Raw genomic sequence first — 23,697 nt, forward strand, 5'->3', positions numbered from 1 at the left:
CGTATCCTGCTTTTCCCCCTCCATCCCCCTCTGGAGTTTTTCCCATGGTGACACGCAGGCGATTCCTGCAAGGCGCAGTGGCCGCGGCCCTGCTGGGCAACCGGCTCGATCCTTTCAACGGCATCGCCCAGGCGCACGCCGCCGGCGCCAAGGGCGGCGGCGCAGGTGAAGCCGCCACCGGCGTGTCGCGCTATGTGGACGTCTTTATCGGCACCGGCGGCCATGGCCATACCTTCCCCGGTCCGTCGCTGCCGTTCGGCATGGTGCAGCTCAGCCCCGACACGTATGACGCGCAGTGGGACGCCTCGTCCGGCTACCACCAGGGCGACGGTTCGATCATGGGCTTCTCGCATACGCACCTGAGCGGCACCGGCGCGGCCGACATGCTCGACGTGCTGGTGATGCCGTGCACCGGCCCCGTGCGCCTGCAGCCGGGCGACCGCGAATACCGCGGCACCAACTACCGCTCGCGCTACGACGGCGTGCCGCCGACCAATACGCCCACGCCGTCGCGCCAGGGCCAGCCGGCCACGCGCGGCTACCGCTCGCGCTACGACGTCGCCACCGAGCACGCGCATCCCGGCTATTACCAGGTGCAGCTGAAGGATTACGACGTGCTGGCCGAGCTGACCGCCACGCTGCGCGCCGGCCTGCATCGCTACACCTTCCACGGCAAGGACGAAGGCCATCTGCTGGTCGACTTCGCGCATGGCTTTCACGACGATCCGGCCAAGCCGACCAAGGTCAGCGACGCGAGCTTGCGCCTGGTCGGCAAGGACACCCTGGTCGGCAGCCGCCGCGTGCACCAGTGGGCGAATGGCCGCTATATCCATTTCGCGCTCAAAGTTTCGCGTCCGTTCGACAGCGCGGTGCTCTACAACAACGATGCGCCGCTGGCCGGTGCGAAAGATGCCAGCGGCACCAACTTGAAGGCCACGCTGCACTACAAGCAGCCGGGGCAGGCGCCGCTGCTGGTGAAGGTGGGCATTTCCGGCGTGGATATCGACGGCGCGCTGCGCAACCTCGAGACGGAAGTGTCGGGCTGGGATTTCGACGGCGCGCGCCATACCGCGGAAGCGGCGTGGGAGAAGGAACTGGGCCGCATCCGTGTCGATGCCGCCTCGGAAGACACCAAGAAGGTGTTCTATTCCGCGCTGTACCACACCATGCTTGCGCCCACGCTGTTCAGCGACGTGGACGGCCGCTACCGCGGCATGGATCTGAAGATCCACCACCTGCCCGAGGGCAGCCACAACTACAGCACCTATTCGCTGTGGGACACCTACCGCGCCGCGCATCCGCTGTACACGCTGTTCCAGGCCGAGCGCGTGCCCGACCTGGTCAACGGCCTGCTGCGCATGGCCGCGGAAAGCCCCGACGGGCCGCCGGTATGGCCGCTGCAGGGCGTGGAGACCGGTTGCATGATCGGCTACCACTCCGCCGTGGTGGTGTCCGAAGCGGTGGCCAAGGGCTTTGCCGGAGTGGACCCGAAGCAGGCCTGGCCGCTGTTCCGCAAGCGCGCGATGGAGGACGACTATCGCGGCCTTACCTATTACCGCAAGCTCGGCTACATCCCCGCCGACAAGGAATGGGAAGCCGTCAGCAAGACGCTGGAATACGCCTACGACGACTGGGCGCTGTCGCACCTGGCCGACGCCGCCGGCGCGAAGGACGACGCGGAAGCGCTGCGCAAGCGCTCGCGCAACTACCGCAACGTGTTCGACAAGAGCGTGGCCTTCATGCGCCCGCGCGGCGAAAACGGCCAGTGGCTGGAACCGTTCGATCCGCGCAGCATCGGCCACAGCAAGCAGTGGCGCGACTTCACCGAGTCCAATGCCTGGCAGGCCACCTTCCTCAACCAGCACGATCTGTACGGCTATATGGAACTGTTCGGCGGCCAGCCCGCGTTCGAGCGCAAGCTGGACGAGCTGTTCACCACCAGCTCCGAACTGCCGGCCGATGCGCCGCCGGATATCGCCGGCCTGGTCGGCCAGTACGCGCACGGCAACGAGCCGGGGCATCACATGGCCTACCTGTATGCCTACACCGGCGCGCACTACAAGACGCAGTCGCGCGTGCGCATGCTGCTCACCGACATGTACCGCGCCGACCCCGACGGCCTGGCCGGCAACGAGGACTGCGGGCAGATGAGCGCGTGGTACGTGCTGGGCGCGATGGGCCTGTATCCGGTGGACCCGGTGAGCACGCATTACGTGTTCGGCAGCCCGGTGCTGGACCGCGCGGAAGTGGATATCGCCGGTAAGAAGCTGGTGGTGGAGGCCAAGGGCAATGCGGCCGACAGCCCGTACATCCAGTCTGTCACCTGGAACGGCAAGCCGTGGAGCAAGAGCTGGATCGCGCATGCGGATCTGGCAGCCGGCGGCACCCTGGTGTTCCAGATGGGGAAGGCGCCGAACAAGCAGTTCGGTGCTGCGCCGGGGGATCGGCCGCCGTCGTTTGGGGCGGTGATGAAGGCCTGATGTCCCTCAATGCTCGCCTCTGAATCCTTCTCCCTCCGGGAGAAGGTGCCGGCAGGCGGATGAGGGTTCGGCCGGAGCGGTGCACATCACTCTTGCCGCTCCGCCCGTACCCTCACCCCAACCCCTCTCCCGGGGGGAGAGGGGCTTTACGTCTCAGTGCCCTTGATGCTCGTCGTGCCCCCGCGGCGCCTGCGCATGCGCCGCCGGTTGCGGACGCCCGCCACCCTGCTGCGGGTGATACGCCGACATTGGCGCCGCGCGATAAGCCGGCGGCGCATAGGCATGTGACGGCTGCGGCCGCGGCATTTCCCGCTGGCCCGCATACGAAGCGCGCTGCGGAGCCTCGTTGCGATAGGCCGGTGCGGTGTTGTGCATCGGCTGCGCCGGTCGCGGCGAGGCCATGTCGAGGCTACGCGGTTGCGGCGTCGGCGCACGATTGGCATGCGGCGCGAAGGAGGCCGATGGCAGCGTGGCATGCGGCACGTGCGCCTGGGTGTTGTTCGGCGCCATCGCCGCATGCGCGGGCATCGCTTCGCGCGCGGCGAACGCACCGACACGTGGCGTCGCTGCAATGCTGGGCGCACCATGGTTCGCACTCGCGCGCAGTTCGCGGTTCTGCGCCGCCATGCTCATCTGCTGGCGCTGCGCGGCCACCGGTCCGTTGCGCTGCATGCGCGCGGCCTGCAGCTCCTGCGCGGTGGCGCGCGCGGCGATGCCGCCGGGGCCGCCGTTGTAGCTGGTGTGGTTGACCGTGATGTTGTTGATCACCGTCTTGTTGTAGACGTTGGTGATGTGCGTGCTGACGTTGTTGACGCTGCGGTTGTAGTAGAAGCGGTTGCGGTTCCAATAGCCGCCTGCGTAACCGACGCCGGTGTAGCCGAAGCCGTAGTTGATGCCGCCGTAGAAGCCCACGCGCGGCCCCCAGTAGCCGGTATGGAACACGTACACGCCGCCGCTCCAGCCCCACCACGCCGGGGTCCACAGCGCGCCGGTGTACGGCGGTTCCACCCAGGTGCCCGGCACCCAGAAATAACCGCCGTCGTCGTCGTAGGCCCAGTAGCCCGGTACCCACAGATAGCCCGGTGCGGGGATTGGCGGCTGCACGTAGACCGGCAGCGGCGGCGGGGCGATGTTGACGGAGACGAAGACGCCGGCCGTCGCGGTGGAAGGCAGCATGGTGGCGCCGCCGGCCAGCAGGGCCAGGCCGAGCAGGCTGTGCGACAGGTGGATGCGGAACGGAACGCGGTTCGATGCGAAGGACATGGCAACTCCTCGTCAGCGGCGTCGTTGCGGTGATGAGAACGGCGCGGGAGGCGCCGCGCTGACCGCTGCGGGGGAGGAGTTCAGGGGCGGTTCCGCGCCGCCGCGCCGGGCGTTCATGTAACGCCGCGTAACGCAAAAAAAGACGGCGCCTCGCGGCGCCGTCTTTCGGGTGTTGCGTGCAACGCGCGGCTTACAGGCCCAGCGCGGTCTCCGCCTTCACATACGGCAGGCCGTGCGCCTGGGCCACCGGCTCACACACCACCTTGCCGTCGATCACGTTCAGGCCGTTGCGCAGGTGCGCGTCGTCAGCCAGCGCCTTCTGCCAGCCCTTGTTGGCCAGGGCCAGAGTGAAGGGCAGGGTCACGCTGTTGAGTGCGAAGGTGGACGTGCGTGCCACGGCGCCCGGCATGTTGGCCACGCAGTAGTGCACCACGCCGTCCACCACGTAGGTCGGGTCGGAATGGGTGGTGGCATGCGAGGTTTCCACGCAGCCGCCCTGGTCGATCGCCACGTCGACGATCACCGAGCCCGGCTTCATGGTGCGCACCATGTCGTGGGTCACCAGCTTCGGCGCGGCGGCGCCCGGCACCAGCACGGTGCCGATCAGCAGGTCGGCGCGGCGCACCAGTTCCTCGATGGCCGAGCGGGTGGAGAACACGGTGGAGATCGAGGTGCCGAACTGCGTGGCCAGGCGCTTGAGCGCGTCGGCCGAGCGGTCCACCACGGTGACCTTGGCGCCCATGCCGACGGCAATCGTGGCCGCATGGGTGCCGGACACGCCGCCGCCCAGGATCACCACTTCCGCCGCCGGCACGCCCGGCACGCCGCCGAGCAGCACGCCGCGGCCGCCCTGGGCCTTCTCCAGCGAATGCGCGCCCACCTGCGGGGCGAGACGGCCGGCGACCTCGGACATCGGGGTCAGCAGCGGCAGCGCGCCATTGGCGGCGGTGACGGTTTCATAGGCGATGCAGACCGCGCCGGAGGCGATCAGGTCGTGGGTCTGCTCGGCGTCGGGCGCCAGGTGCAGGTAGGTGAACAGGATCTGGCCCTTGCGCAGCTTCTTGCGCTCGACGGCCAGCGGCTCCTTCACCTTCACGATCATGTCGGCCTCGGCAAAGATCGCGTCCGCGCCGTCGACGATTTTGGCGCCCGCGGCGACGTAGTCGGCGTCGGTCAACCCGGCGCCCAGGCCGGCGCCGGCCTGGATCAGCACTTCGTGCCCATGGTGTACCAGTTCCTGCACCGACGACGGGACGAGGCCGACGCGGTATTCGTGGTTCTTGATCTCTTTCGGTACACCGATGCGCATGGCTGGGAATCTCTCTTGAGAGTGGGGTTGCGACTGGCTCCGGCACGGGCGCCGGAAGCACAGCAGTATGATCGGTGCCATGAGCAATTTCTCGCTCATTTAGGCAGGATTGGCGCTAAGATGTCGAACCTGATTCGACTAATGGCCGAAAGTGCGGATATTTATGCCAAGCCTCGATCCAAGCCTCGACGACCGCGACCGCGCCATCCTCAAGCTGCTGCAGGAAGACGGCCGCCTGACCAATCTGGAGCTGGCCACCCGCATCAATCTCTCTCCGTCGGCCTGCCTGCGGCGGGTGAAGCTGTTGGAGGAGCGCGGGCTGATTTCGCGCTATGTGATGTTGCTGGATGAGAAGGCCGCGGGGCTGGCTGGCACGGCGTTTGTGCTGGTGACGCTGGATCAGCAGGGGCGAGCGGCGCTGGATGCGTTCGAGGCGGCGATTCAGCGGCATCCGGAGGTGACGGAGTGTTGTTTGTTGGCTGGCGCGGCGGATTACATGGTTAGGGTGGTGTATGCGGATTCCGCGGATTTTGAGCGGATTCATACGGATATTCTTACGCAGTTGCCGGGTGTGGTGCGGGTGCAGTCGACTCTGGCGTTGCGCACGGTGAAGCGGACGACGGCGCTGCCGGTGTGATGTTTTTCGCGGGGGGCGCGACTCTTTAGCTCGTCATCCTGGCGTTGCCCTCTCTACTCGTCATCCCGGCGTAGGCCGGGATCCAGTAACGACCACGCGCGATTGTCGCGATAGCGCGACTTGGCCGCTTATGCAGCGGGCATTTCGTGCGCCTGCCGGCGCCCGAGTTACTTTCTCTTTGCTGGCCCAAAGAGAAAGTAACCAAAGAGAAATGGCCTTAGAGCAACGGCTCGCGACGCGACTAGAAGGAGCAGTGGACGGCTGCGGTAGTCTGATTAACCTGGGTCTACACGAAACGACTGTGCGTTTACGTAGCGGGTGCTTCAACGTGCCGTGGCGAAGAGGATGTTCAAGGACTGGCGCCAGCTCTTGCTCTTCGTCCCTGCCTGCCTCACGACTTCACCCCTCTCCCCTCCGGGGAGAGGGCAGGGTGAGGGGCCGGGGCTCGCTGAAACGTAGCTACAAAGGCGCGCTTAGGCGTAGGTTGGGGTGAGCCGCAGGCAAACCCCAACGTTACGGTGCGCTTGGAGGTGACGATGTCGGGGTTCGCCGTAGCGCTGTTCCGAAGGTGCATTTACGGTGCTTTTCGTCCCGGCGTCAGCATCAACACATACGCCGCCGCCGACCAGCTGAAATTCGCCGACTGATAGCCGTTGCCAGTCAGCGGATCGTAGTTCTCATAAAACGGCGCCTGCGCCGTCAACCCGTGCGCATTCAACACCAACCGCCGCGCCATCTCATCCGCCTGCTGCGCATAGCCATTACGCCGCAGTGCTTCCACGCCGAAATACGCCTGGTCCAGCCACACTGGGCCGCGCCAATAACCCTTGATCGGCGAGAAGTGCGGATCGTCTGCAGCAAGTGTGGGGAAGGGCATATGCGTGGCGAACTTCTTCGGATCGAGCATCACCTGGCTTACCGCACGCGCTTGCGCAGCGTCGGTAAGGCCGGCCCATAGCGGCGTCCAGCCTTCGGCGCCGTACACGCGCACCGGCGAACGGTCGCTCAGGTGGATGTCGAAGAAATAGCCGTGCTCGCGATCGAACATGCGGGTGCGCACCGCGGTCTGGATGCGCTCTGCTTCTTTCTGCCACGCGGCGTGGTCATCTGCCTTGCCGAGTATCTCGGCGATACGCGCCAGATCGATGGCTTCGCGATACAGATAGGCATTGAGGTCGACCGAAGCCTGATCCAGCGACCATGCCCCGGGGCCGTTCGCGAGCATCTTTGCGCCGTCGAAGCGCACGGCGTTGTCCATGCCGCTTTCCCAGGCGGCGGCGATGCGGGTGCCGTCGGTGGAGCCGAATTCGGACAGGCCGTCGTGGTCGTGGTCGCGGGCGGTCCACCACCAGCGGTGGTAGCGGGCGAGTTTGCCGTACATCTCGGTGAGGAAGGTGCGGTCGGCGGTGGCGTCGTAGACCGCCAGTACGGCCCAGGTGGCGAGGGGGGGCTTGGTGTTGCGCCAGTTGTTGTCCTTGGCGTCCAGGTAGACGCAGTCGGGCACCATGCCGTCGGGGCGCTGGCGGTCGAACATGGCGCGGATCTGGTCGCGGGCGAGATCGGGTGCGAAGCGGGCCAGGGCGGCGGCGTGCTTCCAGGAATCCCAGGCCCAGAAGCCGTTGAAGTCGGGGTTGGAGTACGAGGGGATCACGCCATCGTGGCCGAGGTCGCCGCGTGCGGCGCGCCAGTTGGCGAGCAGGGTGACTACGGCCTTGGCGGTGACACGGCGGGCGTCGTTGTCGCTAGCGCCGGGCAGGTGGGCCGTGTCGGCGAAGGCGAGGTAGGCGTCCCAGCGTGCGCGGTTGCGCCGCCAGGCGTCGGCGTGGTCGACCAGCGGCGGCTGTTCGCGCGCGTTGTCGACCACCAGGGTCTGCTCGACATACAGCGTGATGGTTTTTCCCGCTTCCAGATGCAGCGTGCCGGCCGGCTCCAGCCGATAGCGCGGCCCTTCCGCTTTCGCCTGCACCGCGCGGCCTGCGAACAGCCGCGTGGCGAGAAACGAGCGGCGACCCAGCGTCTGCACGATGCCGCCGTCGTCCGCGCGCGGAGCGCCGCCCATCGCTTCGCCTTCCACCTGCAGATGCACGTCGCGGCTTGCGGTTGCGCTCAGTTCGATGCGCGCGACCGCGTGCCACGCGTCGGCGAAGAACAAGGTTTCGCGTACCGACAAGCCCGCGCCGGCATGCCTGCGTTCCAGATAGCCGGGGCCGGCGTGGCTTTCCGTTGAAGCCAGCTCGATCGGCTTGCCCGCGCTGCTCTCCAGCGTCCACGCGGCGAATCGACGCCCCGCCCAGCGTCCGCCGTCGAGACTGTGCACGAACGGACCGCTGAAGCCGGTGCCTTCGTCGCGCGCCGGCAGGCTGTAGCCGTGCCAGGCGCCGGCGTCGAAGAACAGGTTGAAGCGGCGGTCGGTGGCCGAGGTGGGCGTGCCGTGCAGGTCCAGCAGGTCGAGATAGCGGCCCGGTGTTTCGGCATGCGCGCCGGGGGCAAGCGTGGCGGCCAGCAGCAGGGCGAACAGCGGTCGGCGCATCCGTGGGCACTCATGGCAGGGAACCGGCGATCTTTGCCGCAAACGCGGTGCGCTGTCCTGTGCCGTTCGCTGAGCTAGCGTTTCGGCTCGGCCTTGCGTGCGCCCACGCGGAAGCGGCAGCAGGCGCCGCCGCGCACGATGCATTCCAGATGGCGCACTTCGCGACCGCCGGCGGCTTCGAGGTAGGCGATGTCGAAGCGGCATACCTCGGGGTGGCGGCGCGCCATGTCGTGGAACACGCAGTTGAAGGCTTCGATCTGCCATTCGCCGTCGCGCCGCGCGGGTACCGCTTCATAGCCCAGGCGGTCCAGCTGGGCGGCGAGTGCGCGGGCCACGCTTTCCTGCGTATTGGCTTCGCCGGGCGCCACTTCGCGCCGGCCCAGCGCCTGGCCCATGTCGCGCATCAGCTGGTCCAGTTCGGCGCTGCCCATGCGCTCGCGCAGCAGTTCCAGCAGCGCGGTGGCGATCGCGCCGTAGTTGCGTGGAAACAGTTCGCGTCCGGCTTCGGTCAGGCGGAAGACGGCCAGGGGCCGTCCTCCGCTGGGGCGCGCGTGCGCGCGTTCGACATAGCCGTCCGCGATCAGCGCGGCGAGGTGCTGGCGCACCGCGTTGTGGGTGACGCCCAGGCGCTGGCACAGCAGTTCCACCGTGCCGCCTTCCTGCGCGCCGAGCAGCGCGCGCAGCAGGCGCTGGCGGGTTTCGCCGAGCTGGCGCAGTGCGCTCATTCAATGCGCCTTGTCGGGAAACTGCTTGGCGATGCCGGCGGCCAGTGCATCGGCGATGGTGTCCATGTGCTGCTGCATGGCTGCCCAGGTGGCGGTTTCGCCCTTGCTGTCGCCGGCCATGATCTGGCGGATCTGCGTGGCGTGGTGGGCGACGTGGCCGGTCAGCAGGCTGAGCAGGGTGGGCTCGGGCCAGTTGGGGTTGGCGCCGGCGAGGAATTTGGCGATTTCCGCACCGTTGGCACTGAGCGTGTCCATGGCCTTGGCTGCGCCGGCCTGGTCGTTCTTCGCGGATGCATCGGTCAGCGCCTTCACGCCGCCCCAGTGGCCGGCCAGCAGGGTGAGCATGCGTTCGCCCGCGGGCTTGCCGTAGAAGCTGCCGACCGCGTCGGCGAGCTGCTTGGCATCGCTTACCACCGCATCGGCGGCGGCCTTGGCCTTCGCATCGTCGTGCGCGTGCACGGCCATGGCGTAGTCGCGCGTGGCGACGATATGGCCGTGCCACAGGGAGCGCAGCGCGGCCTGCAGTTTCGGTGCGGCGGGTGCGGCGGCGGCGGCGTGGTCCGCATGCGGCAAGGCGAAGGCCAGCGGTGCGCTGCCGGCGAGGAGGGCGGCGAGGAGGAGGGTTGAGGGCTTCATAAAGTGCTCCGGAAGGGGTCGCCCAGTGCGACAAGGCGATCTTCCAGGTGTCAGGAATACGCTCAAGGTATCTATGTGTAAAGACCGCCACACAAAGTCATTCCGGCGAAGGCCGGACGAGCGCGTAGCGCGAAGAACGCCCGCAGGGCGGCCCCGAAGGGGTGAGCGAAGCGAATCATCCAGTGGCGATATCGTCTGGTTTTCGTCGTAAGACCCAAAGGCAAACTCTTGGACGCCTGGCTTCCATAAAGGCTATCGCTACTGGATTCCGGCCTGCGCCGGAATGACGAGCGTTGCTCATCCGCCGATCCCCCCGTTTCGTCGGCGGTTGCGGCACTTCCATCGCAACCACCGCGAAACCCCCGAACACCCCCGCTATGCTCCGCCCCGTCATCGCTTCCGGGGAAAGCCTTCCATGACCAGTTTCTTCTTCGTCATCCGCCTCACGCTCGCGTGGTTCCTGGCCTTCATGCTCGCCGTGATCGTGTGGAACGGCATCAACGAGGGTTATCACGGCCCGGCCTGGCCCTTCGTGCTGTTCTGCATGGCCTTGCTTGGCATGGTGATCACCGGCGCGTTCTCGCATGTGCGGCGCGTGCGGCTGATCATGGGCCAGGTCAACGGCAGCAGCCTGAGCAGCCGCCAGCGTCGCCAGATCGAGATTCCGTTCGAGGCCGGCGAGGCCTTCCGCCTGCTGGATGCGGCGGTGCGCGAGCTGCCGCGTAGCGAGAACGTGGAAAGCGCACCGGACAGCCTGCAGCTGCGCGCCAAGGTGCGCCGCATCGATCCCTACGGCAACCGGCAGCCGCGCCGCTTCTCGCTGTTCGGCTGGTTCAACCATCGCGACAACCAGATCCTCGCCACGGTGCTGCCGGGCGACGGCAGCAGCAGCGTCACCCTGATCTGCGAGCCGTGCAGCGGCGCGTGGAGCGACTGGTTCCGCGTCGACGACGGCACCAACCTGGAGAACGCCGAAGGCATCACCCGCGCCATCACCCGCCGCGTGGCCGAGCGCCGCCGCGGCGAACAGGCCGCGGCGCGGCAGACCGCCACCGAGAAGGAACTCACCGTGGCGCGGCTGAACCTGCTGCACGCGCAGGTGGAACCGCACTTTCTCTACAACACGCTGGCCAGCGCGCAATACCTCACGCGCACCGATCCGGCCCGCGCCGACGAAATGCTCGGCCACCTGATTGCCTATCTGCGCCACTCGCTGCCGCGCACCGGCGACGCGCTGTCCACCCTGGCCGACGAACTGGAACGTTCGCGCGCCTATCTGGAGATCCTGCGCATCCGCATGGGCGACCGCCTGAAGCTGGAGATCGACGTGGCGCCGGACCTGCTCGCCACGCCGCTGCCGCCGATGATGCTGCAGACCCTGGTGGAGAACGCGGTCAAGCACGGCCTGGAACCCAAGCCCGGCGGCGGCACCATCTGGCTGCTCGGCCGCGCCAAGGACGATGCGGTGGCGATCACCGTGGCCGACGACGGGCAGGGCTTTTCGGAAGCGGGCAGCGGCACCGGCATCGGCCTGAAGAACGTGCGCGAACGCTTAGGCCTCGTCTACGGCAATGCCGCTTCGCTGGCCATCCTCGCCAACTTCCCCAGCGGCGTGGCGGCAACGCTCACCGTGCCCACCAAGGCGGTGGCCCATGGCTAAAACCGTCGTTGCCGAAGACGAACCGCTGTTGCGCCAGGCCTTGTGCGAACAGCTGGAGCAGGCGTGGCCGGAGCTGGAGATCGTGGCCGAATGCGAGGACGGCGCCGCGGCGCTCGAAGCGATCGCCGAGCATCGTCCCGAGGTTGCCTTCCTGGATATCCGCATGCCCGGCCTTACCGGCCTGGAAGTCGCCGCCGCCGCGGCGGAAGCGAGCCCCGCCACCCAGGTGGTGTTCGTCACCGCCTACGATCAATACGCAGTGGATGCGTTCGAACGCGGCGCGGTGGATTACCTGCTGAAACCCATCGCACCGGAACGCCTCGCCGCCACGGTGCAGCGGATCAAGCTGCGCAGCGCGGGCGAAGGCCTGGCGGGCGAGGCGCTGGCGGCGCTGGTGCGCCAGCTCGATGCCGGCCGCTTCGCCGAGGCGCGGCCGCCGCTGACCTGGATCACCGCCAGCGCCGGCCGCGAGACGCGGCTGATCATGATCGACGACGTGGCTTATTTCCGCGCCGACCACAAATACACCACGGTGGTGACCGCCGAAGGCGAGGCGCTGATGCGCAAGCCGATCCGCGAACTGCTGGGCCTGCTCGATCCGGCCGTGTTCAAGCAGATCCACCGCTCCACCATCGTCAACCTGAAAGCGGTGGCGGCGGTGATCCGCGACGACAGCGGCAAGGGCACGCTGCGCCTGCGCCAGCGTCCGGAGACCTTGCTGGTCAGCCAGCCCTTCATGCTGCTGTTCCGCAATATGTGACGCGGCGGCGCCCAGGAGAGCTCACCATGCGCAACGTACTGGCCCTGCTTTACTACCTGCTCGCCGTGGTCGGTTGCACCGGCGGCCAGGTCACCGACATCCACAGCGAAGCGGACGGACGCGACATCGTGCACGGCAGGATCGAACTGCGCGCCGGCGTGGCGAAATTCATATGCCTGGCCAGCGCGACGGGGGAATGCCATTTCGCGCTGTTCGATCCGGCCTGTGTCGCCCCTTCTGCAAATTGCGACAAGCCGCCGGAGCGCTTCGCCCTGGCTCAAGGTGCGAGCCGGGAGATCGTCGGCCTGCCGGCGGGATTCCGCCCTTGCGTCAGCGCGCAGGGCGAAGCGGCGCAGGCCGACTGCAAGAGCGCGCGCTGAATCCTTAAGGCCCGAGGATCGACTGCACGCACAGCCGCACCAGGAAATCCAGCAGCGACAGCGCATGGTCCGCGGTCATGCGCAGCGGCAGCAGGATCGTCCCGGCCATGCGCTGGCCGGCATCCTGCTGGATCTCGGGCGGCGGCGCATCGGCATGCAGCGCGGAGCGCTGTTCTTTTTCGTAGACCTCGCTCCAGTTCAGCAGCCTGGGAACGGCGCCACGACAATCCGGCGCCGGCGTGGTGCTGGCCGCTGGATTCGTATCGCATCCATGCGTGCGCTCGGCGGCGCCAGCCCAGCCGGTGATGGCCAGCGCAAGCAGCAAGGCGCTGAGCAGAGTGCGCGGCATCTTCATGCTTCGCTTTCCTTTCGCGGGCGTCATTGCGCGAAATCCAGGTTGGATGGCATCGCGGGCAGGGCCGGACGGTCGGTGCCGGTGACGGGAACGTCCTTGCCCACCGGCTCCATGTGGAAATCGTCGGCCAGCACTTCGCCCTTGCCCTCCAGCAGGAAGCCGAAGGCGATCGCCTGCGCGCCTTCGGGCACGTCCAGCACGATGTCGTAGCGCTTCCATTCGGTGTCGCCGCTGAGCGTGCGGCTGCTCATATTGTCGAACCCCAGGGGCTGCTGGAAATTGCCGTCGATGCGCATCCACATCGCCGCGCTCTTGGCATCGCGCGTGCGCAGATAGCCGGACAGGCGCAGGCGCTTGCCGCGGTAGGCGTCGGCGCCGATGGTCTGCATCAGCGTGCCGAAGCCGCGATGCTGGGCCTGCGCGCGGATGTAGGCGTTGCGGTCGCCCGCATGGCGGTCGCCGGGCTGCACGCCCATGTCGTAGCTGTCGGGCGAGGAGCCGGCCGGGAACCAGCCCTTCGGCGCGTCGCCGGCATGCAGCGAGACAGCCAGGAGCGCGGTGGCGAGAGCGAAGGCGAGGCGATGGGTCACGGAGCGTTCTCCAGGCTGTTGCTGTTGATGTCGGCGTACAGATAGGCGGTGGTGTGCGACAGCCCGTCGGCATGTTGCTGCGGCGGCCGGATGTCCATGTGCAGCAGATAGGTGGCTGTGGCGTCGTGGTGCGCCTGCATCTGCGGCGCCGGCGGCATCGGCATGGCGTGGAACACCATCAGCCACAGCGCGAAGCTGGCCGCCATGGCCAGCCCCAGCCAGGGCCAGGCGCGATGCATGCGGCGCGCTTCGGCGGCGCGCAGCACCTTGGCGTCGACCCGGCGCGGCGCGGTCTCGTTCGCGCTCTGGCGGTACAGCGCGACCAGCTCGTCGAGGACGTCGTCGTTGTCGTGATGCATGGCCGTTGCTCCGTTCACAACCAGGGTTGGAGGGCTTCGCGCAGGCGCTGCTGGGCGTAGCGCAGGCGGCTCTTGACGGTTTCGCGCGGCACGCCGGTGGCCAGGGCGATGTCTTCCAGGCTCAGGCCGCCCTCGGCCTTCATCAGGAAGGCCTCGCGCTGCGGCAGCGGCAGGGTGCGCACGGCCTGCTGCAGGGCGCTGCCGAGCGCATCGTTATGGGCGTGGCCGTCGGGCGAGAGGGCGATGGAGGCGGTGTTCTCATGCACCGCCTCGGTCTCTTCCGCATCGGCGGCATGGACGCCGTCCGGCGCATGGCGGGTGAGGGAGCGCCAGCGGTCGGCGGCGCGGCGATGGGCGATCGAGAACAACCACGCCGCGAACGAAGCGCCCGGTGCGTACCCGTTCTTGCCGCGCACCACCGCCAGCCAGACCTCCTGGAACACTTCTTCGGCTTCCTGCGGATGCGCGGCCAGGCGCAGGGTGTAGCGGTAGAGACGGTCGCGGTAGCGCAGGTAGAGCACGCGGAAGGAGCGTTCGTCGCCGTCCTGGTAGCGCGCCATGCAGTCCTCGTCGCTGCGCCCGTCGATGCGCAACGGCGGTGGCATCACCGCCTCGTCCTTGGCCAGCCAGGGCCATTGCGACTGCAGGAAGCCGATGGGGCCGGCCAGGGGCGAATCGAAGGGGAGGGCGTGGGCGGTCATGGGGGCATCCATTCCTCGGGGAGTAACAGGGTATTCGCTGCCCTGTGAGGAATGGGGTTAAGCCAGGGCGAACGGCTTCCATCCGGCGTAGGTTGGGGTGAGCCGGAGGCGAACCCCAACGGCGCGGCGTCCGTTGGGGTTCGCTGCGCTCACCCCAACCTACCCGTTGCGCGCCTTCCGTTCGGCACGCAACTCCAGCCATTCATACAAGGTAGGCAACAGCACCAGCGTCAGCAGCGTCGAGGTGATCAGCCCGCCCACCACCACCGTCGCCAGCGGCCGCTGCGTCTCCGCCCCCACGCCGCTGGACAGCAGCATCGGCACCAGGCCGAGGATCGCCACGCTCGCCGTCATCAGCACCGGCCGCAGCCGCAGCGCCGTGCCGCGCAGCACCGCCTCGCGCGCGCTCAGGCCCTGGCCGCGCTGCTCGTTGAGGAAGCTCACCAGCACGATGCCGTTGAGCATCGCCACCCCGAACACCGCGATAAAACCGATCGCCGACGGCACCGACAGGTATTGCCCGGTGATGGCCAGGCCGACGATGCCGCCGATGGTGGCGAAGGGCACATTGGCAAGGATCAAGGCCGCGTACTTCATCGAATTGAACGCCGTGTACAGCAGGATGAAGATGAAGAAGATCGTCGCCGGCACGATCAGCGACAGGCGCTGCAGCGCGCGCTGCTGGTTCTCGAAGGCGCCGCCCCATTCGGTGTAATAGCCCGTGGGCAGCTTCAGCTTCTGCGCGATGGCGGCATTGGCCTCGCGCACGAAGCCGTCGATATCGCGGCCGCGCACGTCCATCTGGATCACCGCATAACGCTGCAGCTGCTCGCGGCGGATAAACGAATAGCCTTCGGCCTGCGTCACTTCGGCCACCTGCGACAGCTGTACCAGAGCGCCGCTGGCCGAGCGGATCGGAACGCGCTCCAGCGCCGGCAGCGAGGCCTTGCTGGCTTCGTCCAGCCGCACCGCGATATCGAAGCGGCGCACGCCGTCCAGCAAGGTGGACACCGGCTCGCCGCCGATGCCGTTCTTCACCACGGTCAGCACGTCCTGCGCATTCAGGCCGTAGCGCGCCAGCGCGTCGCGGTCGACGCGGATGCGGATCTGCGGCTTGCCCAGGTTCGCTTCCAGGGCCAGGTCGGCGACGCCGGGCACGCCGGCCAGCACGTCCTTGATGCGGCCGCTGAGCCGGTCCAGTTCGCCCAGGTCGTCGCCGTAGAGCTTGAGTGCAAGGGTGGCGCGTACGCCGGAGATCAGTTCCTCGATGCGCATCTGGATCGGCTGCGTATAGCTCACCACCGCGGTGGGCAGGGCGGCGCTCAGTTCCTGCTGCATGGCCGCTTCGATGCTTTCCAGCGTCTGCCCCTTGCGCCATTGCTCCTTGGGCTTGAGCGGCGTGTACACCTCCATATAGTTGACGTCCGCCGTCTCGCCTTTCTCGGCGCGGCCGATCATGGCCAGGGTGGTGTCGACCTCGGGGAATTTCTGCTTGATCAGCGCCTCCACCTGCTGCGAGATGGCGATGGATTCGTCCAGCGAGGCCGAGGGGATCGAGGTGATGCGCCACATGATCGAGCCTTCCTTGAGGTTGGGCATGAACTCCTTGCCCAGGAAGGGGAACAGCGCCAGGCTGCCGGCCAATGCCGCCAGCGCGATGACCACCACCGTGCGGCGCCTTGCCAACGACCAGTCGAGCACGCGCGCATAGTGGCGCTTCAGGAAGGCCACCAGGCGCGTGTCTTTTTCTTCCTTGGGCTTGAGCACCAGCGCGGCCAGCACCGGGATCAGGGTGAGCGCCAGGATCAGCGAACCGGCCATGGCGAAGCTGATATTGAAGGCCATCGGCTTGAACATCTTGCCTTCCAGCCCCTGCAGGCTGAACAGCGGCAGGAACACCACGATGATGATCAGGATCGCGAACGCGATCGGATTGGCCACCTCGCGCGCCGCGGCGAGCACGGCAGCCGTGCGGTCCACCGGCAGGCCGTGCGCCTTGCGTTCGGCCATGATGCGGAAGGCGTTCTCCACCATCACCACTGCGCCATCCACCATCATGCCGATGCCGATCGCCAATCCGGCCAGCGACATCAGGTTGGCGGACAACCCCGCCTGCTCCATGCAGATAAACGCGATCAGCATCGCCAGCGGCAGGGCGATCACCACCACCAGCGCGCTGCGCAGTTCGCCCAGGAACAGGAACAGCACGATGGCGACCAGGATGGAGCCTTCGATCAGCGCGCGCACCGCCGTGCCCACCGCCTTGTTCACCAGCTCGGTGCGCTCGTACACCGGCTTCACCACCACGCCTTCCGGCAGCGCCTGTTCCACGGTGGCGAGCTTGGCTTTCACCGCGTCCACCACGTCCTTGGCGTTTTCGCCGATGCGTGCCAGCGCCTGGCCCATCACCACTTCCTTGCCGTCGCGGGTGACCGCGCCGGTACGCGGCGCGCCGGCTTCGACGATGCTGGCCACGTCGCGCACATAGACCGGCGTGCCGTCCTCGGTCTTCAGCACGATATTGCCGAGGTCGCGTGCATCCTTGACCAGCCCCAGTCCGCGCACCAGGTATTGCTCGCGGCCGACGTCGACGAAGTTGCCGCCGACCTGGGCGTTGTTCGCTTCCAGCGCTTCCATCACCTGCTTGAAGCCGAGGTTGTGCGCGATCAGCTTCATCGGATCGATGCGCACCTGGTACTGCTTTTCCTGGCCGCCCCACGAGGTGACGTCGTCGACGCCGGGCGCGGTGCGCAGGATCAGGCGGATGTTCCAGTCCTGCAGGGTGCGCAGGTCCATGTCGCCGGGCGCGTTCTTCAGCTGCTTGTCCGCGCGTTCCACCGTGTACCAGAACACCTGGCCCAGGCCCGAGGTATTGGGGCCCATCTCCGGCTTGCCGTAGCCGGCGGGCAGGCGGTCGCCCACCTGCTGCAGGCGTTCGTTGACCAGCTGGCGCGCGAAATAGATGTCCATATCGTCTTCGAAATAGACGGACACATAGGACAGGCCGAACAGGCTGACCGAGCGGATCTCCTGCACCTTGGGCAGGCCGGCCAGCGCGGATTCCACCGGCGTGGTCAGCAGCTGCTCCACGTCTTCCGCGGCGAGGCCGGAGGCTTCGGTGTAGACATTGACCTGCACCGGCGTGACATCCGGAAACGCATCGATCGGCAGCGAGCGCACCGCCTGGTAGCCGGCCACGCCGACAATCAGGAACAGGATCAGCACCAGCAGCTTGTAGCGCAGGGAGAGTTCGACGAGGCGACCGAGCATCATTCTTCTCCCAGCTGCGCGCGCAGCAACCGCGCCTTCAAGGCGAAGGCGCCCTTGCTCACGTAGGTGGCGCCGGCTTTGAGGCCGTCCTTGATTTCCACCCAGCCGTCGCGCGTCTCGCCGGCGATCACCGGCGCCGGCTCGAACTGGCCGTTGCCCTTGGCGACGAACACGGTGCTCTGGTTCTGCAGCAGGATCACCGCCTCGGCCGGCACCGCCAGCACCGGCTTGCCCGCGCCGACCGCGAGCCGCGTGTCCACCAATTCGCCCTGGTGCAGCAGGTCGCCGCGGTTGTCGACTTCGATGCGCACCGGCACGGTGCGGGTGCGTTCGTCGGTCTGGTGCGAGCGCTGCACCACGGTGCCGGGCAGGGTGGTGCCATGGACCAGGATGCGCGCATCGCCGCCGGGCTTGATGCGTTCGGCATCGGCGGGCGGCAGCTGTGCTTCCACCCATACCGAGTCTTCCTTGATCAGGGTGAACAGCATGCGGCCGGCATCGACGCGTTCGCCGACCAGGAACTGGTCGGTGGTGATGCGGCCGTCGGTGGGCGCGAGCAGCTCATAGCTGCCGTCGGCGCGGGACGAGCCGTTGCGCAGCACGTTCTTGATCTGGCCGTCCGAGAGGCCATAGGCGCGCAGCTTGGCCTGCGCCTGGTCGCGCTGCACTTTCACTTCGGTGTAGCGGCGGCCGGAGACGGCCTGCGCGCCGAGCGAGGCGACGCGCTGCCAGTCCTGTTCGGCGACGATCAGCGCGCCCTGCGTTTCGGCCACCTGCACGCTGGACAGCACCACCAGCGGCTGGCCGGACTTGACCACGTCGCCCAGCTTGACCAGCCGCTTGAGCACCATCGATTCGATGCGTGGCGCCACCAGCACGGTGGAGTAGGCGTCGGCTTTCACTTCGCCGGGCGCCTTGATTTCGTCGGTGAGCGGGCGCGCGCCGAGCTTGGCGAGAACGATGCCGGCTTCCTTGATTGCCGGCGCATCGAGCGCGAGCGGGTTGGCGCTTGGCGTTTCCTTGCCGTCTTCGGCATGGGCGGCAACGGCGGTGAGGGCGAGCGAGAACAACAGCGAGCGGAGCAGGGGGCGGCTCATGGGGAGGCATCCTTGTTGCCGCCGTCGATCCAGTCGGTCAGGCGGCCGGCGGCGGAGAGATAGTCGAACCAGGCCTGCCAGGCCTGGGCTTGCAGGTCGAGGCCGGACAGCGCGGTGTCGAGGCTTTGCTTGAGCTGGACCAGATAGTCCGACGTGCCGAGCTCGCCGGCGCGCCAGAGTTTTTCCAGCACTGCGGTGCGCTCGTCGAACGCCGCGGCGCGGCTGATGCGGAAGGCCTGCGCGGCGCCGAGCAGCGCGTCGTAGCGCGCCTGCGTTTCGCGCAGGCGAGCCTTGGCGACCAGCTGTTGCGCGTGCACGCCGGCGGAGGCGGCGTCCGCTTCCGCGCGTGCGGCATCCACTTCGGCGCGTCCGGTATTCAGCACCGGCAGGGGGATGGAGACGCTGACGCCGATGACGCGGTCGTTGACCGGGCCGCTGCGGACCTGGCCGCCGGTGAGGCTTACCGTCGGATCGGGAATGCGCGCGCGTTGCGCCACCTGCACGCCGGCTTCGGCGCCGGCCTGCAGTGCGCGTGCCCTGACCAGTTCCGGATAGTCGTCGAATGCGAGCGGCGCGATGGTGGCGGAGGCGGGCGGCAAGGCGTTCGGCAGCTTGCCTGCGCCGGTGGCAGCGTCCTGGCTGATCGAGGCCAGCGTCGCCATCGCCGCGGCCTCGTCGCCGACCAGCGAAGCCTGCTGGATCTGCGCCTCGCCCAGCGCCAGCCCGGCGAGGTCGCGTTCCGGGCTGCTGATATCGCCGACCTTCAGGCGCTGCGCCGCGAGCTCGTCGAAGCGGCGCATCAGTTCCACGCGGCGTTCGCCGAGCTGGCGTTGTTCGGCGGCGAGCGACAGCGTGGACCAGGCTTTCAGCCAGCGCGTGGCGACGTCCCGGCGCAGCAGGTCGTAGCCGGCCTGGCTGGCCTGCAACTGCGCCGTGCCTTGTCCGGCGCGTGCGCGGCGTTTGCCGGAGAGATCGAGTGCGAGGCTGAGGCCCGCCGTGCGCCGGTTGACGTCGGCGTTCTCCGCATCGAGGGCGAGCGTGGGGTTGTACAGCGGTTGCGCGGCGGCGCGCGCACGCGCCTGCGCGGCGTTGAGCTCGGCGCGCGCGACCTGCACGTCGGGACTGCCGTCCCATACCGAACGGACCGCCTGCCGCAGCGAAGGATTGGCGAACAGCGCCGGCTGGCCGGCGTTTTCCTGCGCGGCCGCCGCCCAGGCGGTACCGGCGCAAAGCATGCAAGCAACCCCCAGCAGGGCTGCACGTAGCACGGACATAAATAACATCTCCTAAAAACCATCAGGGCGCCGCGCTGCAAAAGCGCGGCGGTGTCGAGGGTTTTCAGGCGGCGATGGGCGGGCGCAGCAAGGTGGCCGTGCGTTCGGCGCGATGGCCGGACGAGGCTGCAGGCAGCTCGGAGGGAAGCGTTTCGGCGGCGAGGTGGAAGCTCACCATCGCCGGCAGCGGCACCGCATGCGTGCAGGCGCAATGGCAGGAACCACCTTCGCCCAGCAGGCAATCGCCACTGCCGTCGTCGCTGGCGGCAGCGGCTTGAACGAGGGCGGAGCGCTGCGTGTCCTTGGCGGCGTATTGCAGGCCATCGGCCGCACACAGCGAGCCGCCGACCAGCTTGATCATCAGCGCGAACACGGCCAACAGCCACAGGCCGCGGAAGCGGCGCAGGCGGGTCAACAGTGGCCGGGATGGACGATGCATAAGGCGGGATCGTAGAGGGCGGGCGGGTTGTTAGACAATCTCATCGACGCGCATCGCTCGCCGACAGGAACGCACATGCCCTGGATCATCACCAAATACCTGATCACGGCCGCCGTGGTGGTGGCCGTGTCGGAACTGGCCAAACGCAGCGACCGCCTGGGCGCCGTGCTGGCCTCGTTGCCCCTGGTCACCCTGCTGGCGCTGATCTGGCTGCACGTGGAGAAGCAGCCGGTGTCGAAGATCGCCAACCACGCCTGGTACACGTTCTGGTACGTGGTGCCGACCTTGCCGATGTTCCTGGCCTTTCCGCGCCTGCTGAACCGCTTCGGCTTCTGGCCGGCGCTGGGCTGCAGCGCGGTGATCACCATGCTGTCGTTCGCGCTGTTCGCCCTGGCCGTGCGCCCGTTCGGGATCAAGCTGCTGTAGGCCTAGAAGCCCAGCTCGCTCAACTCCGCATGCCCATCCGGCCGCCGGCCCTGCGGCCAGTGATACTTGCGCTCCGACTCGGCGATCGGTTTGTCGTTGATGCTGGCATGGCGGTTGATCATCAGGCCGTCGTCGTTGAACTCCCAGTTCTCGTTGCCGTAGCTGCGATACCACTGGCCTGCGTCGTCGTGCCACTCGTAGGCAAAACGCACGGCGATGCGATGCCCGCCGAATGCCCATAGTTCCTTGATCAGCCGGTAATCCAGCTCGCGGTCCCACTTGCGGCGCAGGAAAGCCTTCACCGCTTCGCGGCCATCGAGAAACTCCGCACGATTACGCCAGTGCGTGTCTTCCGTATAGACCAGGGCCACGCGCTCGGGGTCGCGCGTATTCCACGCATCCTCGGCGAGGCGCACTTTCTGCAGGGCGGTTTCGAGGGTGAAGGGAGGCAGGGGAGGACGGGTGGTCATGCGGCACCTCGGGGATGGAGAGGAGGACGGCGGGTCTATGCGTCGGGCAGCCGGTGCAGGAAGGCTACAGGCACCTGCTCCGTCAGCCACACCCCATTATCCGCCTGAAAGAAGGCAAAGCCCTGGCGGTGCATGGCATCGGCGTCGATGCCTAGAATCACCGGTTCGCCATAGCGGCGCCCGACCTCGGTGGCGGTAGCCAGGTTCTCGGAAAGGTGTACGTGATGTCGCTGCCCAGGGCGCAGGCCCTCGGCAAGGATCGATGCGAGAAACCGCGTGGCCGTGCCGTGGTAAAGCATCGCCGGGGGAATCCTGGCTTCATGCGCAATGGCTACCGCCTGGGTGGAATGCCCCTGCACGGCGCGGATGCGCTTGCCGTCGTCGGACAAGGCAAAGCGCTTCTTATCGTTGCCCGCTACCACGGCATGAATCAGCGCGCGGTCGAGCTGCCGTCCGGACGCGCTGGCGCCGTCGATCAAGGCATCGAGATCGGCCCAGCCTTCGCTGTCCAGGGTGAGTCCGATGGACTGGGGTTCGTGGCGGAGCACGTAGCTGAGGAATTTGCTGGTGCGGGTATGTTGGTCGCTCATGGGCGCGCAAAGGGGCTGGTTTCCATTGGCGCGAGATGATCCGGGGGAGTGGCCGGATATTCAAGTTCGCAACGCCGCCCGGCATGTGCAGCTGCGCTGGGTCGGATGCATTGGGTAGGGTCCTCTGTCAGCCGGGCCCACACGGGATTGAGCTCGATATATCGGCAGCAGCGCCCCATTTTCTCCCCCTGATTATTCCTCTCATGAATAGCCACGCATGAGCGCCTGAGGCAATATAGGCGGGCGCTCCTACTGAGTGCCTACAGGGGAAAATAAATGATTGTCCGTCTCGCCAGTGCGCGCATGGTGCGCGCGGTGCTGTTCGCTGTGCTTGCCAGTGTCACGCTCTCCGGCTGTCTTTCCGCCAAGATGTACGTGGACCCGAAACTGCCGACCGTATCCAAGAGCGACATGGTGGTGGTGCCCTCGCCGGAGCCGGTCCAGGTCTTGTTCGAATTCCGCACCAAGGGCAGTGCGAACGTAAAGGCAACCGGCCAGCTGGAGCCGCGCGTCGTGTCCGTGGCGTCGGAGTTCGGGCTGTTCAGTAAGGTCTCCACCTCCGCGCCGGGTCAATCCGCCGGCGTGCTGAAGATCGTCATCGATAACGTTGCCTTGACCGACAATGCCGTCGCCAAGGGATTCGGCACGGGCCTTACCTTCGGTCTCGCCGGCAGCATCGTGACCGATGGATACACCTGCACCGCCACCTATACGCACGCCGGACAGACCACCGAAGCCATCGTCCAGCATGCGATATACACGACCATCGGCAACCATTCCGCGCCGATGGGGTTGACCGCCATGCAGCCCGACGACGCTGTCAACAAGGTTGTGGACCAGATCACCTGGAACGCGCTCAAGCAGCTTTCCGACAAGCACGCGTTCAATTGAGGACATGGCCATGAAAGCATATTCGCTTGTCACCCTGCTGCTTTTCAGCCTGCTGCTTGGCGGATGCGCCAGCGTGCCTGTGCCTTCTTATAAGCCGCCCATTGCCAACACGGAGTCGCTGCTCCAACACCAAGGGAGCAAACTGGATGTGGGCCAGGTAACGGCGGCGGGCGGTGTCCCCAACACTCGCCTGTCGGTGCGCGGCAGCTCGCTGGAGGGCACCGGTGCGAACCACACGTTCTCCGCTTATCTGCAGGACGCGCTGACCAATGAGCTTACGACCGCGGGGCGCTTCGACCACAACGCCGCCACCCGCATCGACGCCACGCTGACCCACAACGAGCTGGACGGCAGCGGTTTCAGCAAGGGTACCGCCGACCTGGGCGCACGCTTCGTGGTGGTTCGCGATGGGCACTCGATCTACGACAAGACGTTGTCGGTGCATCACGAATGGGAGTCGTCGTTTATGGGCGCGATTGCGATTCCAGCGACTATCCAGAACTATCCGGTGGCGGTGCAGAAGCTGGTTGGGAAGCTGTTTCAGGATGGGGATTTCGTCAAGGCGGTGGATGGTGATGCGGCGCGAGTGAGTAGCGGGGCGCCTTAGAACCAATGAACAATGGGGTCAGGTTCACTTTTCTTCTTAGGCCTGTGCATGTCTCTCGTGATCTGTAGTGATCCCGATGCTTTGTGCTGGCGTATGCACGGCGGCGTGGAAGAAGTGAATCTGGACTACCCCCGATTCCTCGGACGGTTTAAATCGTCACCGTAAGCGTACGCTCAAAGCTGTCCGGAGATTGATACCCGAGACTGCTATGCAAGCGTTTGCGGTTATAGAAGATCTCGATGTACTGG

General features: G+C 67.1%; 23 protein-coding genes. 8 read left to right on the forward strand and 15 right to left on the reverse strand.

What is annotated here, in order from left to right; all coding sequences use genetic code 11:
• Window positions 1–44: 44 nt before the first annotated feature.
• Window positions 45–2,480: a GH92 family glycosyl hydrolase gene (locus tag KK141_RS21215; protein WP_214573013.1), complete on the forward strand. Its 2,436-nt coding sequence runs from the start codon at window positions 45–47 to the stop codon at window positions 2,478–2,480.
• Between the two features lie 153 nt (window positions 2,481–2,633).
• Here the strand turns inward: KK141_RS21215 and KK141_RS21220 are convergent, their stop codons facing one another.
• Together KK141_RS21220 and ald are read right to left on the reverse strand one after the other, a co-directional pair.
• Window positions 2,634–3,743, reverse strand: a complete 1,110-nt coding sequence (locus KK141_RS21220; protein ID WP_214573014.1) for a YXWGXW repeat-containing protein — start codon at window positions 3,741–3,743, stop codon at window positions 2,634–2,636.
• A gap of 190 nt (window positions 3,744–3,933) precedes the next feature.
• Window positions 3,934–5,052, reverse strand: coding sequence for an alanine dehydrogenase (gene ald, locus KK141_RS21225; RefSeq protein WP_214573015.1), 1,119 nt, complete (start codon window positions 5,050–5,052; stop codon window positions 3,934–3,936).
• A gap of 163 nt (window positions 5,053–5,215) precedes the next feature.
• Between ald and KK141_RS21230 the strand changes: the two genes are divergently transcribed.
• Window positions 5,216–5,689: an Lrp/AsnC family transcriptional regulator gene (locus tag KK141_RS21230; RefSeq protein ID WP_168647160.1), complete on the forward strand. Its 474-nt coding sequence runs from the start codon at window positions 5,216–5,218 to the stop codon at window positions 5,687–5,689.
• 574 nt (window positions 5,690–6,263) lie between these two features.
• Here KK141_RS21230 and KK141_RS21235 read toward each other — a convergent pair.
• From KK141_RS21235 to KK141_RS21245, 3 genes are all read right to left on the reverse strand, one after another.
• Window positions 6,264–8,219 (reverse strand): trehalase family glycosidase, encoded by a 1,956-nt coding sequence (locus KK141_RS21235; RefSeq protein ID WP_214573016.1) that lies wholly within the window; start codon window positions 8,217–8,219, stop codon window positions 6,264–6,266.
• Window positions 8,220–8,293: 74 nt separating this feature from the next.
• Window positions 8,294–8,944 (reverse strand): helix-turn-helix domain-containing protein, encoded by a 651-nt coding sequence (locus tag KK141_RS21240; protein WP_214573017.1) that lies wholly within the window; start codon window positions 8,942–8,944, stop codon window positions 8,294–8,296.
• Window positions 8,945–9,580 carry a hypothetical protein gene (locus KK141_RS21245; RefSeq protein ID WP_214573018.1) on the reverse strand — a complete coding sequence of 212 codons (636 nt, stop codon included), beginning with the start codon at window positions 9,578–9,580 and terminating at the stop codon, window positions 8,945–8,947.
• A 415-nt stretch (window positions 9,581–9,995) separates the two neighbouring features.
• Here KK141_RS21245 and KK141_RS21250 point away from each other — a divergent pair, with 415 nt between their 5' ends.
• The 3 genes from KK141_RS21250 to KK141_RS21260 are packed head-to-tail and all read left to right on the forward strand — an operon-like array spanning window position 9,996 to window position 12,380.
• On the forward strand, window positions 9,996–11,240 hold the full coding sequence (locus tag KK141_RS21250; RefSeq protein ID WP_214573019.1) for a histidine kinase: 1,245 nt from the start codon (window positions 9,996–9,998) through the stop codon (window positions 11,238–11,240).
• Window positions 11,233–12,000 (forward strand): LytTR family DNA-binding domain-containing protein, encoded by a 768-nt coding sequence (locus KK141_RS21255; RefSeq protein ID WP_214573020.1) that lies wholly within the window; start codon window positions 11,233–11,235, stop codon window positions 11,998–12,000. Before KK141_RS21250 ends, KK141_RS21255 begins: the two co-directional genes overlap by 8 nt.
• A gap of 26 nt (window positions 12,001–12,026) precedes the next feature.
• Window positions 12,027–12,380 (forward strand): hypothetical protein, encoded by a 354-nt coding sequence (locus tag KK141_RS21260; RefSeq protein WP_214573021.1) that lies wholly within the window; start codon window positions 12,027–12,029, stop codon window positions 12,378–12,380.
• Window positions 12,381–12,384: 4 nt separating this feature from the next.
• Here the strand turns inward: KK141_RS21260 and KK141_RS21265 are convergent, their stop codons facing one another.
• The 8 genes from KK141_RS21265 to KK141_RS21300 form a co-directional block, all read right to left on the reverse strand.
• The gene (locus KK141_RS21265) at window positions 12,385–12,735 is read right to left on the reverse strand and encodes a hypothetical protein (protein ID WP_214573022.1); all 351 of its coding nucleotides are present in this window, start codon (window positions 12,733–12,735) and stop codon (window positions 12,385–12,387) included.
• Window positions 12,736–12,758: 23 nt separating this feature from the next.
• Window positions 12,759–13,325, reverse strand: coding sequence for a hypothetical protein (locus tag KK141_RS21270; protein ID WP_214573023.1), 567 nt, complete (start codon window positions 13,323–13,325; stop codon window positions 12,759–12,761).
• Window positions 13,322–13,684 (reverse strand): hypothetical protein, encoded by a 363-nt coding sequence (locus KK141_RS21275; protein WP_214573024.1) that lies wholly within the window; start codon window positions 13,682–13,684, stop codon window positions 13,322–13,324. Before KK141_RS21275 ends, KK141_RS21270 begins: the two co-directional genes overlap by 4 nt.
• A 14-nt stretch (window positions 13,685–13,698) precedes the next feature.
• A complete protein-coding gene (locus tag KK141_RS21280; protein ID WP_214573025.1) occupies window positions 13,699–14,385 on the reverse strand; it encodes a sigma-70 family RNA polymerase sigma factor in 687 nt (228 codons plus the stop codon).
• 159 nt (window positions 14,386–14,544) lie between these two features.
• The gene (locus KK141_RS21285) at window positions 14,545–17,655 is read right to left on the reverse strand and encodes a CusA/CzcA family heavy metal efflux RND transporter (RefSeq protein WP_214573026.1); all 3,111 of its coding nucleotides are present in this window, start codon (window positions 17,653–17,655) and stop codon (window positions 14,545–14,547) included.
• Window positions 17,655–18,752 (reverse strand): efflux RND transporter periplasmic adaptor subunit, encoded by a 1,098-nt coding sequence (locus KK141_RS21290; RefSeq protein WP_214573027.1) that lies wholly within the window; start codon window positions 18,750–18,752, stop codon window positions 17,655–17,657. Before KK141_RS21290 ends, KK141_RS21285 begins: the two co-directional genes overlap by 1 nt.
• Window positions 18,749–20,026: a TolC family protein gene (locus KK141_RS21295; RefSeq protein WP_214573028.1), complete on the reverse strand. Its 1,278-nt coding sequence runs from the start codon at window positions 20,024–20,026 to the stop codon at window positions 18,749–18,751. The genes KK141_RS21290 and KK141_RS21295 overlap by 4 nt, the downstream gene beginning before the upstream one ends.
• Window positions 20,027–20,090: 64 nt before the next feature.
• Window positions 20,091–20,465, reverse strand: coding sequence for a hypothetical protein (locus KK141_RS21300; protein ID WP_214573029.1), 375 nt, complete (start codon window positions 20,463–20,465; stop codon window positions 20,091–20,093).
• 75 nt (window positions 20,466–20,540) lie between these two features.
• On the opposite strand from KK141_RS21300, the gene KK141_RS21305 reads away from it, so the two are divergent.
• Window positions 20,541–20,891, forward strand: coding sequence for a DUF3147 family protein (locus KK141_RS21305; protein ID WP_214573030.1), 351 nt, complete (start codon window positions 20,541–20,543; stop codon window positions 20,889–20,891).
• Between the two features lie 2 nt (window positions 20,892–20,893).
• Here the strand turns inward: KK141_RS21305 and KK141_RS21310 are convergent, their stop codons facing one another.
• Both KK141_RS21310 and KK141_RS21315 read right to left on the reverse strand, forming a co-directional pair.
• The gene (locus tag KK141_RS21310; protein WP_214573031.1) at window positions 20,894–21,361 is read right to left on the reverse strand and encodes a nuclear transport factor 2 family protein; all 468 of its coding nucleotides are present in this window, start codon (window positions 21,359–21,361) and stop codon (window positions 20,894–20,896) included.
• Window positions 21,362–21,396: 35 nt separating this feature from the next.
• Window positions 21,397–21,951 (reverse strand): RNA 2'-phosphotransferase, encoded by a 555-nt coding sequence (locus tag KK141_RS21315; RefSeq protein WP_214573032.1) that lies wholly within the window; start codon window positions 21,949–21,951, stop codon window positions 21,397–21,399.
• Window positions 21,952–22,227: 276 nt separating this feature from the next.
• On the opposite strand from KK141_RS21315, the gene KK141_RS21320 reads away from it, so the two are divergent.
• Window positions 22,228–22,842, forward strand: coding sequence for a hypothetical protein (locus tag KK141_RS21320; RefSeq protein WP_214573033.1), 615 nt, complete (start codon window positions 22,228–22,230; stop codon window positions 22,840–22,842).
• A 10-nt stretch (window positions 22,843–22,852) separates the two neighbouring features.
• Window positions 22,853–23,449 carry a hypothetical protein gene (locus KK141_RS21325; protein ID WP_214573034.1) on the forward strand — a complete coding sequence of 199 codons (597 nt, stop codon included), beginning with the start codon at window positions 22,853–22,855 and terminating at the stop codon, window positions 23,447–23,449.
• Window positions 23,450–23,697: the final 248 nt, after the last annotated feature.

Source organism: Dyella sp. LX-66 (assembly GCF_018599165.1).
GTDB classification, from domain to species: Bacteria; Pseudomonadota; Gammaproteobacteria; order Xanthomonadales; family Rhodanobacteraceae; genus Dyella_D; species Dyella_D marensis.